The 11,561-nt window shown below is 70.7% G+C and carries 12 protein-coding genes; 6 read left to right on the forward strand and 6 right to left on the reverse strand.

Annotation, left to right across the window (positions count from 1 at the left end; genetic code table 11):
* Positions 1–130: 130 nt before the first annotated feature.
* Positions 131–361: a hypothetical protein gene (locus ACZ6S8_RS35495; protein WP_469462031.1), complete on the reverse strand. Its 231-nt coding sequence runs from the start codon at positions 359–361 to the stop codon at positions 131–133.
* Between the two features lie 1,795 nt (positions 362–2,156).
* Between ACZ6S8_RS35495 and ACZ6S8_RS35500 the strand changes: the two genes are divergently transcribed.
* Both ACZ6S8_RS35500 and ACZ6S8_RS35505 read left to right on the forward strand, forming a co-directional pair.
* Complete coding sequence (locus ACZ6S8_RS35500) at positions 2,157–3,323, forward strand: molybdopterin-dependent oxidoreductase (RefSeq protein ID WP_469462033.1); 1,167 nt, start codon at positions 2,157–2,159, stop codon at positions 3,321–3,323.
* Positions 3,320–3,853 carry a hypothetical protein gene (locus ACZ6S8_RS35505; protein ID WP_469462034.1) on the forward strand — a complete coding sequence of 178 codons (534 nt, stop codon included), beginning with the start codon at positions 3,320–3,322 and terminating at the stop codon, positions 3,851–3,853. The genes ACZ6S8_RS35500 and ACZ6S8_RS35505 overlap by 4 nt, the downstream gene beginning before the upstream one ends.
* On the opposite strand, the gene ACZ6S8_RS35510 is transcribed toward ACZ6S8_RS35505, so the two are convergent.
* Positions 3,823–4,500: a class I SAM-dependent methyltransferase gene (locus ACZ6S8_RS35510; protein ID WP_469462035.1), complete on the reverse strand. Its 678-nt coding sequence runs from the start codon at positions 4,498–4,500 to the stop codon at positions 3,823–3,825. The two genes, ACZ6S8_RS35505 and ACZ6S8_RS35510, sit on opposite strands and share 31 nt — an antisense overlap.
* A 452-nt stretch (positions 4,501–4,952) precedes the next feature.
* Here ACZ6S8_RS35510 and ACZ6S8_RS35515 point away from each other — a divergent pair, with 452 nt between their 5' ends.
* Positions 4,953–6,794 carry a glycoside hydrolase family 15 protein gene (locus ACZ6S8_RS35515; RefSeq protein WP_469462037.1) on the forward strand — a complete coding sequence of 614 codons (1,842 nt, stop codon included), beginning with the start codon at positions 4,953–4,955 and terminating at the stop codon, positions 6,792–6,794.
* A 17-nt stretch (positions 6,795–6,811) separates the two neighbouring features.
* Here ACZ6S8_RS35515 and ACZ6S8_RS35520 read toward each other — a convergent pair whose 3' ends face one another.
* On the reverse strand, positions 6,812–7,318 hold the full coding sequence (locus ACZ6S8_RS35520; RefSeq protein ID WP_469462038.1) for a DUF4383 domain-containing protein: 507 nt from the start codon (positions 7,316–7,318) through the stop codon (positions 6,812–6,814).
* A gap of 119 nt (positions 7,319–7,437) precedes the next feature.
* Entirely contained in the window at positions 7,438–7,794 is a 357-nt protein-coding gene (locus ACZ6S8_RS35525; RefSeq protein ID WP_469462040.1) for a DUF6479 family protein, read from the reverse strand.
* Between the two features lie 362 nt (positions 7,795–8,156).
* Here ACZ6S8_RS35525 and ACZ6S8_RS35530 point away from each other — a divergent pair, with 362 nt between their 5' ends.
* The 3 genes from ACZ6S8_RS35530 (at position 8,157) to ACZ6S8_RS35540 (ending at position 10,367) form a co-directional block, all read left to right on the forward strand.
* Positions 8,157–9,371: an IS110 family RNA-guided transposase gene (locus ACZ6S8_RS35530; RefSeq protein WP_469462042.1), complete on the forward strand. Its 1,215-nt coding sequence runs from the start codon at positions 8,157–8,159 to the stop codon at positions 9,369–9,371.
* Positions 9,368–9,553, forward strand: coding sequence for a hypothetical protein (locus ACZ6S8_RS35535; protein ID WP_469462044.1), 186 nt, complete (start codon positions 9,368–9,370; stop codon positions 9,551–9,553). Before ACZ6S8_RS35530 ends, ACZ6S8_RS35535 begins: the two co-directional genes overlap by 4 nt.
* Positions 9,554–9,695: 142 nt before the next feature.
* Complete coding sequence (locus ACZ6S8_RS35540; protein ID WP_469462045.1) at positions 9,696–10,367, forward strand: HNH endonuclease family protein; 672 nt, start codon at positions 9,696–9,698, stop codon at positions 10,365–10,367.
* On the opposite strand, the gene ACZ6S8_RS35545 is transcribed toward ACZ6S8_RS35540, so the two are convergent.
* Positions 10,345–10,812: a hypothetical protein gene (locus ACZ6S8_RS35545; protein ID WP_469462047.1), complete on the reverse strand. Its 468-nt coding sequence runs from the start codon at positions 10,810–10,812 to the stop codon at positions 10,345–10,347. The genes ACZ6S8_RS35540 and ACZ6S8_RS35545 overlap by 23 nt on opposite strands.
* 32 nt (positions 10,813–10,844) lie before the next feature.
* Entirely contained in the window at positions 10,845–11,366 is a 522-nt protein-coding gene (locus ACZ6S8_RS35550) for a DUF4396 domain-containing protein (protein ID WP_469462049.1), read from the reverse strand.
* Positions 11,367–11,561: the final 195 nt, after the last annotated feature.

The following is an 11,561-nucleotide window of genomic DNA, read 5'->3' on the forward strand; positions in this document are numbered from 1 at the left end:
TCCGTGGCCGCGCTCGCCTCGGCTGGGGGGCGGTGATCGCGGTACGGACCGTTGGGATGCCCTCGCAGAGAAACGGGGCTGGCGTCGGACCATCCAACGTCAGCCCAGCTGTTGTGGGGTCGGATACTGCTCAGCAGTCGTGACCGTAACCGCCGTAGCCGCCCCAGTCGTCATCGTCGTCATACCAGCCGTGGTGGTTGTAGCCGTAGTCGCCGTCGTCCCAGCCGCCGCCGGTGACATAGGTGGCCGAGTGGGTGGGGGCGGCCGACGCCGTGCCGGCTGCACCGATGGCAGCGCCGCCCGCCATCAAGACACCGATGGCGGATGCCGCGAAAAGCCTCTTCACTCTCAGTGCTTGCATGATTTCGAACCTTTCTCGGTGTCCACCGCCGCGAAGAGCGGCAAGCATCGATTCCTTAGGCCAGAGACCCGCTTGAGCGGGCTCGGGTGGGCCTGACGCGCAGATCAGCGGCTGAACGCTCGGCGAGCCCGCGATGTGGCACTCACACGCGAGGTGCATCGCGACAGGAGTCGATCGCGCCTCCCCACGCGCCTCTTGTAGGTCCGCGTTCCTCGCCATCAAGGCTAGGCATAGGTCTGCATCTCACGCATCTCAGGCAAGCAGCGACGCGAGCCAGAGTGCCGCCCGCGCGCAGGTGCTCCCCGTCGACTTCGGGTGGCGCGGTGTCCACTGCGGCGGACGCCGCGATGGAGGGCGCAGCCGACTGCGCAGGCCCGGATCGCACCAAGCGGACCTCGATTGACTGCGGGCAGCGGAGAAGCCCTCTTACCTCTCCGCCTGCTGTGGGCAGACAAGTTCGGCCGTTTGCGAGGTGGGCTGGGTCGGGGAACGGCAGGCTGGCGGGATGAATGGGATGGGGCCGCGGGTGTACTGCGGCGACGACGGGCACTGGTCGGGTCCGGGTCCGGGGCGCGCATATGTGGATCTGGTGGGCGGTCCCCTTGACGGACAGCTGCTCGATGTCACCGGCTGGTCCGAGACAGAGCGGGCGGACGGTGCGCTCCTTACCGTCGGCGGCGGCCCCTTCTGCCCCGGCGGGCGGGTGTTCTACGGCCCCGCCGAGGCTGATTCCGAAGGCCCGTTCCTCTGGGACGGAGACAGCCCCTGACCGCCTCCGTAGCCAATCCCGGCGTTCGGGGGTGAGCGGAAACGTGAACCTCCCCGTTTCCGAAACGGTGGCCCGTTCAGATGGTCGTGCGGGACGCATCTGCGCTGCGGCGTAGGGATGGCCGACCGTAGTTCGGGGGTGGCGGGTGGTCAGGCGGGTCGCGGCAGGTGTGTGCTGACGGGACCTCGGCCCGACTGTGAGGGCAAGCGCGGCTGATTGCCCCTGCCCCGGGCCGCCGTCACCCCTGCCGGCTGCGGGGCTGGGTGAGCGAAGACCGCGCGCGACGCCTGCGGTGGCCCGCGATGCAGCCGGTGCGTCCGCGAAGACACCGGCCCACACGCAGGCCGGGTGCAGCTGCGTCTGGCGGGTGTCCCAGTCGAGGCACAGGACGCCGGGGTCGTCGGTGCTGGCGGTTCGTCGGGATGGAGCCGCAATATTGCGCCGCGTCGGTCGGCGGGTTGATGACTTACAGCGGCTGACTGACCGTGGTGCTGAGGGGAGGCCCGCAGCCACGGCCCTGCCGTCGCGACGCGCGGGCCGTAGTGGCCGCAAACGCGCAGTCCGGATCGGCAGCCACGCGCTGCTCTTGAACGACGAGCGACCGGCACGGACCGGCAGTCCGGATGGGTCGGATAGGTCGAAGCCGATGTCCGCGCTCAGCTCGGCGAGGGATGGGCGGTAGACGGCAAAGCGGCTGCCCGACCTGGGCTGGCCTCGCCGGTAGCCCGGCTCGCGTGTCCTGGGTCGGTTTCGTGCGTGGATGCGGGATGTTCTCCTCGACGCTCATGCCCGATGAGCCGGATACGTATGGAGATGTTCCGGGTGGATACAAGCGGCGAGAGTAACCGGCAGGGTGGTATGCCGGGGGGACCATCTGCCTCCGCGGCGCCCCTGAAGCCGGCACGGCCGTCGGTCGTCGAGCGGGTGCGGGGTGTGGTCGGACGGGCGCGGGCCGCGGGTCCTCCGCCGGGTCCGGCCCGTCCGGGGTTCTGGCGCAGTCCGTTGCGGGGGCCGTGGCTGACCGGGGTGTTCGGTCTGGTGCTGCTGGTCGGGGTCGTGGTGTTGTTCGTGACGGGTCTGCTGTCGTACGCGGCCTACAACCCGGATCTGGCGGCGCGCAACGACCAGACGCCGGACAAGGGGTGGCTGGGGTTCTACCTGTTCACCTGGCCTACCTCGCCGTACTGGCTGTACCGGCTGACGCAGGGCGTGCACACCGTCCTCGGCGTGGTCCTGGTCCCGGTGCTCCTGGCCAAGCTGTGGTCGGTGATCCCGAAGCTGTTCGAGTGGCCGCCCGCCCACGCCCTCGAACGGCTGTCGCTGCTCCTGCTGGTGGGCGGGGCGGGGTTCACGTTCGTCACCGGGATCCTGAACATCCAGCTGGACTACATCTTCCCGGGCTCCTTCTACACCCTGCACTTCTACGGTGCCTGGGTGTTCATGGCCGCGTTCGTCGTCCACGTCGCGTTCCGGCTGCCGCGCGCCGTCCGGGCCGTCCGGGCGGGCCGGAGCTTCCAGCCCCCGCCCGAGTCGGAGGAGGCGGCCGGGCTGGTCTCGCCCCGTCCGGCGGCCCCGACGATCAGCCGGCGCGGAGCGGTCGCGATGGTGGGCGCCGGCTCGCTGGCCCTGTTGGCTGTCACAGCCGGTCAGAGCATCGGCGGCTGGTGGCGCAAGACCGCCCTGCTGGCCCCGCACGGCCGTGACCCCGGCACGGGTCCGAACGGCTTCCAGATCAACAAGACCGCGGCCTCCAGCGGGATCCGCCCCAGCGACACCGGACCCGCCTGGCGGCTGACGGTGCGCGGTGGCGGCCGTCAGGAAGTACTGACCCGGGACATGCTGCTGGCGATGCCCCAGCGGGAGGCGGCGCTGCCGATCGCGTGCGTGGAGGGCTGGTCCACCCCCGACCAGCAGTGGTCCGGCGTACGCCTCACCGATCTGGCCGCACTCGTCGGCCTCGGCACCGGCACGCCGCAGGTCCTGGTCGAGTCGGTCCAGCGCGGCGGGTCCTTCTCCTCCGTCGTCCTCGCCGCCAACCAGGCCCGTGACGACCGCTCGCTCCTCGCGATGCGCGTGAACGGCGCGGATCTTTCACCGGACCACGGCTACCCGGCCCGGGTGATCATTCCGGCGGCCCCGGGCGTCCACAACACCAAATGGGTCACCCGCCTGACGTTCGGAGAACCCGCATGAACCACCCCACCACAGGCGCGGCAGCGGCATTCCGCCGCCGCTACGGAGCCTCCCCGCTCCACCTCCTGCTCACCCTGGCCTGCTTCGCCCTCGCCCTCTACGCCGGCATCCGCCTCCTGAAGGGCGAGACCATCGGGGTGGCGATCTGGTTCGTCGGCGCCGCCCTCGTTCACGACCTGCTGCTGCTCCCCGCCTACTCGCTCACCGACCGCGCCGCCCAGAACCTCTTCCGCGGCCGGACCGCCGAGTCCGGGCCCGGGCCGCGTCCGAGCGTGAACTACCTCCGCGTCCCCCTCTTCATCGCCGGGGTCCTGTTCCTCGTCTGGTGGCCGCTGATCCTGCAGCAGGGCGGCCACTACACCGCCTACACCGCCCTGTCGGCCGACGGCTTCCTCGCCCGCTGGCTTCTGATCACCGCCGCCCTGTTTATCGCCTCGGCGATCGTCCTGCTCGTGCGGACCCGGCTGCGTCTGCGGCCGGAACGCAAGAAGGTCCGCGTTCAGGCGCGGGCTCGCAAGGCCACGAAGTGACGTTCTCCTGACGGGCCGGCCCACTGCTCGACGGGGGTCCAGCCCGACATGCGGCCGTGCCGGACCAGGGCCCGGGTGCCGACGGTGGCCCAGTCGAAGACGGGGCTCGCCGCCGTCTGCCCGGCATGGATCCGCACCCGGCGCCGCTCGTCGACATCGCCGGGGGCGGCCTCAGCGATCAGGAGCCCCCGCTTGCGGACCACACGGCGGATACGCTTCAGCAGGCGGCGGGGATCCCCGCCGATCCCGATGTTCCCGTCGACCAGGAGCGCGGTGTCCCAGCGGCCTTCCCCGGGGAGCGGCTCGAACACCGACCGGCTGGCTGCCGTACCGCCCCGGCACACCGTGGAAATGACGGCGGTCGGGCACACGTCGATCCCCAGGACATGATGCCCTCGCCGGGAGACTTCCTCGACGAGGCGCCCCGCCCCGCACCCGATGTCCAGGACCCGGCCCACACAGCGGTCCACGACGCCCCGGTCCGTGTCGTCCGCCTGCGCGCACCAGCGCCGGACGTCCAGGGGCAGGCACCAGCCCTCGGTGTCCCGCAACGTGAGCCCTTCCCGGGGCATGCAGATCGCCTCGGCGTACGGGCCGCTATGCCAGGGCTCGGGGCCGTTGATCCGCAGCGAAGCGGCGGCGCTCACACACACTCCTGTCAGCCGTGGACGGCCCGCCCGAAGGTGATCGGGCGGGCGAACGGTGCCGTGCCCGTGCAGCGGGCGGGCGACACGGTCCGGGGTGCCTCCTCCGGTCTGCCTGGTGCGGTCCCAGTCGACGTTAGGTCCGGTTGTCGGGGGCCGCCTGCCGGGAGCGTCAGACGGGCGGCTCGAGGTCGGGGAGTGCAGGCGTTCGGGTGGCCGCAGGCGCGTCGCCAGCGCGGTGTGTCCCGGGACACGTGTGCAGGATGTCTCCTGGTGGGGCTCCGGCCGCCCCGGGATGGGTGGCCGCGGCTCACCACTGCCTGCTCCGGGGCTTGCCGTCACGTCGCCGGCCTCGGAGCGGGGAGTGCCGGGGCACGCGACCGTACCGCCGGGGCTCCGGATGGTTTCGCCGGCATCGGCCGGGGTCTCGGGGATAGTCGAACGGGAGCTTCAGCGTGAGTGACCGGCCCATCGGCGACTACGCGGTCCTCTCGGACTGCCGGTCGGCTGCGCTGGTGAGTTCGGGCGGGTCGGTGGACTGGCTGTGCTTCCCGCGGTTCGACGGCCCGGCGGTCTTCGCCCGGCTCCTCGATCAGGACGCGGGCCACTGGTCGATCCACCCGACGGGCGGGCCAGCCGAGGTGAGCCGCCGCTACCTGCCCCACACCCTGGTCGTGGAGACCACCTTCCGCACCCCCACCGGCATCGTGGTGCTCCGCGACGCGCTGGCCCTGGGCAGGCGCGAGCGCGGACACGCCATGGGGGAGTCCTCGCCGGGGAGCCTGCTGCGCCAGGTCACCTGCACCAGCGGCACGGTCGACATCACCGTCGAGTACGCCCCGCGACCGGAGTTCGGCCTGATCCAGCCGGTCGTCACCCGTACCCGCGGAGGCCTGCTGGCCCGCGGAGGTGCTCAGGTCCTGATGCTCGCCACCGACCTCGCCTTTCGCCTGGAAGGATCGGCGGCCCACGCGGAGGCCAGCCTCAAGGCCTGGGACCGGCTCGGCTTCGCGCTCAGCGCCGAGCCGGCCTGGGGCCCCGATCGCAAACCGTGGTCCGCGCGCCGCATCCGCCGCCGGCTGGCCGACACCGAAGCGGGCTGGCGGTCCTGGTCCACGCTCCACGCCGCCTACACGGGCCCTTGGCAAGAGCAGGTCCGCCACAGCGGACGGGTGCTGCGCGCCCTGACCTACGCACCGACAGGTGCGATCGTCGCCGCGGCGACGACCTCGCTCCCGGAGAGCATCGGCGGGACCCGCAACTGGGACTACCGCTACACGTGGGTCCGCGACGCCAGCCTCACCCTCCAAGCCCTGGCCACCGCCGCCTGCAAACAGGAGAAGGCCGACTTCTTCGACTTCCTCGCCCAGGCCGCCGCCACCCAACTGGAGCGCGGCGTTGACCTCCAGGTCATGTACGGCATCGGCGGCGAACGCGACCTGAGCGAACGCACCCTGCCCCACCTGTCGGGCTGGCGGGGCAGCAGCCCGGTGCGCGTCGGCAACGACGCCTGGCGCCAGCGACAGCTCGACGTCTACGGCGAACTCCTCGACGCCGCCCACCAAACCCTGCCCCACGACGAACTCCTCGACCCACCGGTCCGTACCTTCCTGCGCCAGTGCGCCGAAGCCGCCGCCCGCCGCTGGGCCGACCCCGACCAGGGCATCTGGGAGGGCCGCGGCCCCGCCCGCCACTTCCTGCACTCCAAACTCATGTGCTGGGTCGCCCTGGACCGCGCCATCGACCTCGCCCCCGCCCTCGGCGCCCCAGACCGCGTCACCGACTGGCAGCACGTCCGCCAACAGATCCGCGACACCATCGAGGACCGCGGCTACAACGCGCAGGCCGGCGCGTTCACCCAGGCGTTCGGCAGCCACCGCCTCGACGCCTCCGCACTGATGCTGCCCCTCACCGGCTTCCTCCCCGGTGACGACCCCCGCGTGCGCTCTACCATCGAGATGATCGCTCGGGAGCTCACCGACTCACGCGGGCTGGTCCGTCGCTACCTGAAGGACGACATCGACGACGACGAGGGAACCTTCCTGCTCTGCACCTTTTGGCTCGCCCAAGCCCTCGCCCTGACCGGCCAGAGCAGTAGCGCCCGCCACGTCTTCGAGACTGCCCTCGCCCACGCTAACGACCTCGGCCTCCTACCCGAAGAAGTCGACACCCGCACCGGCGAAGCCCTCGGGAACTTCCCCCAGGCCTTCAGCCACATCGGCCTCATCAACGCGGCCCACGCCATCCGCAACGCCGAAGCCGCCCTCGAACAGCAGGTCGGCGCGGATCCCGCCTGAGTACGGAACGGGAACCCTCAACCGCGGGGGTGGCGGGACCGCCAGTACGGGCTGTCGTGGGGCAGCGATCCGCTGACCCGCCCGTACATACCGAACGTCATCAGCAGCAGACCGTTCACGAAGCTGAAGGCCACGTTCTGGAGATGGAACGCGAACACGTTCAAGCGGGTGTCCAAGATCGCGAGGCTCGCGAAGCCGGCCGCGAGAAAGGCAACGCCCACGATGATGTTGACGGTGGACGCGGTATTGCCCCCGATCACCGCGCCGGCCAACAGCAGACCGCCCACGAGGACGGACGCTACGCTCAACGCGCCATTGCTGCCCAGGCCCATAACCATGCCCCCGCTGGTACTGAAGAACCCGATCCGGTCGACCAGCCCCAGGACGCCGAACACGACCAGAAACGCGCCCATGAGCCCCGCACCACCGCGGTAGACACGACGCAGCCGGTGATCGACCGGAAGGTGATCGTCGAGAACGACGCGCCGACCGCGTCGAGTCTGGTTCTGGGTGACAGTGGCCATGATGATCGGGCCTCCTTCATCCCCCGTGTGCCCATGGTGCTTGAGGCACCTGCCGGTGGTGCTCCGGGTCTCCGAAGGCGACTGGTGGCGCGCACCGAAGTTCACCAATGCTGAGTCGCTCAGCTCGTGCGCGGGTTGGGGTGGTCGAAGGCGGACTCCCTGGCAGCGCGAGCCTGTTCGGGGTGGCTGTGGGTGGTGGAGCCGCCGTTGCCGTAGCCGCCCATCTGGTGCGGGCGCAGACCGCCTTCGGGGAAGCCGCGGGACTCACGCTCCTCGCGTACCTCGTGCACGGCACCGCCGACGGGCAGGCGGGGCTGGCTGTCGGACGTGGGCGGCGCGGGCTCGTGCACGCGTATACGCCTGCCCAGCACGAACGAAGCGATCAGGAAGCCGACGATGAGAAGTCCGACGACCAGGAACCAGGCGATGTTCGTCAGGGTCCGGTCCACTGCGAGGAAGTACAGGGTGGCGTCCATACCTTCATGGTCAGCCAGCCAGGATCAAAGCGGGTGAAAAGTCAGGAAACGGAAGTCTTACGGATACGGTCGTGCCCGAGCCAGGCTCGCGGGCTCCCCCCGTTATGTTTTTCGCGGTCCTGCAATGGGGCCGCTGGCCTCCGGGCCCGGTATGACTGTGTCCCCTCTGTCGAACGGATGACCTGGGGGGTGGTGTCGCCGGGTCCGTGGGGTGCCGTCGGAGCCGCTGATGAGAGACCCGGCCACCGCCCGGTCCGGCGCAATGCCGGACAGAGACGTGGGCGGCAGGTCTGCATAACGTGGATGCGCGAGCGCGGTGCCACCGCCGAGGCCAGCACGGTCAACCACCCAGGAGGGGTGCGATGTTAGACACCAGCGATGTGGGCGTCTTCCTGGGCATGGACGTCGGCAAGACAGCTCACCACGGCCACGGGCTGACCCCGGCGGGCAAGAAAGTCTTCGACAAGCCGATGCCCAACAGCGAACCGAAACTGCGGGCCGTCTTCGACAAGCTCAAGGCCAAGTTCGGCACCGTGCTGGTGATCGTGGACCAGCCCGCCTCGATCGGGGCCCTGCCGCTGACCGTGGCCCGGGACGCGGGCTGCGAGGTCGCCTACCTGCCGGGACTCGCGATGCGGCGGATCGCCGACCTCTACCCTGGAGAGGCGAAGACCGATGCGAAGGACACGGCGGTGATCGCGGACGCGGCTCGGACGATGCCGCACGTCCTGCGGTCGCTGGAGCTGACCGACGAGATCACCGCCGAGCTCACGGTGCTGACCGGCTTCGACCAGGACCTCGCCGCAGAAGCCACCCGCACCAGCAACCGGATACGCGGCCTGCTGACTCAGTTCCACCCGTCGCTGGAACGCGTGCTCGGGCCCCGGCTGGACCACCCGGCCGTCACCTGGCTCCTCGAGCGCCACGGGTCCCCGGCCGCTTTGCGGAAGGCCGGCCGCCGCAGGCTCGTCGAACTCATCCGCCCGAAGGCGCCGCGGATGGCCGCGCGGCTGATCGACGAGATCTTCGACGCCCTCGACGAGCAGACCGTCATCGTTCCCGGCACGGGCACCCTCGACATCGTGATCCCGTCCCTGGCCGCCTCGCTCGCAGCGGTCCACGACCAGCGCCGAGCCCTGGAAGCCCAGATCAGCACCCTGCTGGAGGCCCACCCTCTTCACCAAGTCCTGACCTCGATGCCGGGAGTCGGAGTCAGGACCGCCGCCGTCCTGCTGGTCACCGTCGGCGACGGCACCGGCTTTCCCAGCGCCGCCCACCTCGCCTCCTACGCCGGCCTCGCCCCGACCACGAAGTCGTCGGGGACCTCGATCCACGGCGAACATGCACCCAGAGGCGGAAACCGGCAACTCAAACGGGCCATGTTCCTCTCCGTCTTCGCCTGCATGAACGCCGACCCGGCCTCCCGCACCTACTACGACCGGCAACGAGCCCGCGGCAAAACCCATACCCAAGCCCTCCTCCGCCTTGCCCGCCAACGCGTCAGCGTCCTGTTCGCCATGCTCCGAGACGGCACCTTCTACGAGTCCAGAGTCCCCGCCGTCACCCTCGCCGCATGACCATCCCAAACAGCCTCATACCCGGCACCACGTCCTTGACGAAGGACATAGAGACACCCCCCCCCGCGGTACTCGGCCCGATGCTCGGCCTCCACCCCGTCACCGCCGCCCACTGGCGCCGGCAGGCCGCAACTGACTGGACCGCCTACCTCGAAGCACGCCTGGCCGCCCCACCCTCCTGACCGGCCCCCGTTGAAGCGGCGTCGGGGGCCGGTCCGCAGGGCGTTGGGAGTGTCGTTTCGCCGGTGAATCCGGCTGTGCAATCGGGTGACTCCGGCGGCGCAACGGCTCGCCGACGGCGGGTCGGCGGCTACAACCGGTTCCGTGATGATCACTGTGATGCGCGCGGCCGCCGCCCTGGCCCTGACCGTGCTGTCCCTGTCCCTGCCCACGACCGCCCAGGCCGCGGCCGCGGTCCCCGAGGTTCTGCCGATCGGGGTGGCGGTTTCCGCGCTGCGGATCGCGGACGAGTCCCGGGAGGGCTACGACCGTGACGCCTTCAGGCACTGGAACGCGGGCGAGAACCGCACCGACGGCTGCGATACCCGCCGGGAAGTTCTGATCGCCGAGGCCGTCGAGCCTCCGGTGGTGGGGCCGCGGTGCACGCTGAGCGGGGGGAGCTGGTGGTCGTACTACGACGAGCAGACCGTTACCTCCGCCACGGCGCTGGACATCGACCACATGGTGCCCCTGGCCGAGGCCTGGGACTCCGGCGCCTCCGCCTGGACTCCGGCGCGGCGTGAGGCGTACGCCAACGATCAGCAGCAGACTACCAGCCTCGTCGCGGTGACCGCGCGGTCGAACCGGCAGAAGGCCGACCAGGACCCGTTCGAGTGGCTGCCACCGGGCTCGGAGGCGCTGTGCCGGTACGTGTCGGAGTGGACCGCGACCAAGCTCCGCTGGCAGCTCGCCGTCGACCAGAACGAGCAGGACCGCCTGTACGACATTGCGGCCGGGTGCGGCGGCAACACCGTCACCTATACCCCCGCCCCGTAGACCCACGCGCGCAGAGCCTGTTCCCGTTCGGCAATGCGGTGGCATCGCCGAACGGGAACAGGCTCTGCGGGGTGACGCGGTGACGGCGGCCAGCGCGGCCGCGGCGGCGACGGTCTGGATCACGGCCATCGGGACGGCGCTGGAGGTGAGACCGGCGAGGGGGGAGACGAGGGCCGATGAGGAAGCTGGAAGCGCCCAGGAGGGCGGAGGCGGCGCCGGCGGCATGCCGGGTGCGGTTCATGGCCAGCGCGTTGGCGTTGCCGATGAGCAGCTCCAGACTCGCCACCAGGACGAACAGCACCACGCACACGGTCGGCAGCGTGGGGGTGCCGAGCAGGCCGGTGGCCAGGGTCAGCATCGCCAGGCTGCTCAGGGTCAGGCCAGCGACGAGGGTGGCGTGGAGGGAGAAGCGGCGTACCAGGAAGCGGCCGTTGAGCTGCCCCAAGGTGCGGCCGGGCGCGGTGCCGTACGGCTGGGTCAGTGATAGGCGTGGACGACGGCGTGGCCCTTGCCGCGGCTAATCATCCACTTGTTGACCGGCGTCGTGATTACGAAGGCCACGACAAAGCCGCCCAGCAGCGCCGTCCAGAACAGCGCGTCCGACAGATGCGCGTCCATCGCTCCGGGCGTCAGGGCGATGATGCCGTTGTCGACGAGCTCCATCACCGCGATCGACACGGTGTCCGCGGCCAGCGCCACCTTGATCGCGCTCTTCCATTCCAGGCCGGCCTTGCGGACCGCGAACAGCGTGAACGAGTAGCCGAAGACGAACGCCAGCGTGATCGCCAGGATCATCGTCTGGACGTTGCCCCACATCAGGGCGGTGCCGATCACCATGCCGAGGATCTCGCCGATCGCACATCCGGTCAGGCAGTGCAGCGTCGCCTTCGCCGCAGCCCCCCAGGTCACTCCGCCCATCTGGTGCCCGGCGTGACCCGCGTGCGCCTGGTGCGCCGTGTGGTCGTGAGCGGTGCTGGTGTGGTGTGCGCTGTGGTCCATGACCGTCATCCCCAATCCTGTCCAGTGTGACCCCGCTCCCGCGGACCCACACCACAACCATATACCCCATAGGGGTATGCTGCGAGGGGTGTGAGCACAGCAAGAAGCGGGGGGGGGGGGGGGGGGGGGGGGGGGGGGGGGGGGGGCGCCGGCCCGCCGGCCGCGCGCCGGGGGGCCGGCGGGGGGGGGGCGAGG

The organism is Streptomyces sp. NPDC048461 (assembly GCF_055587105.1).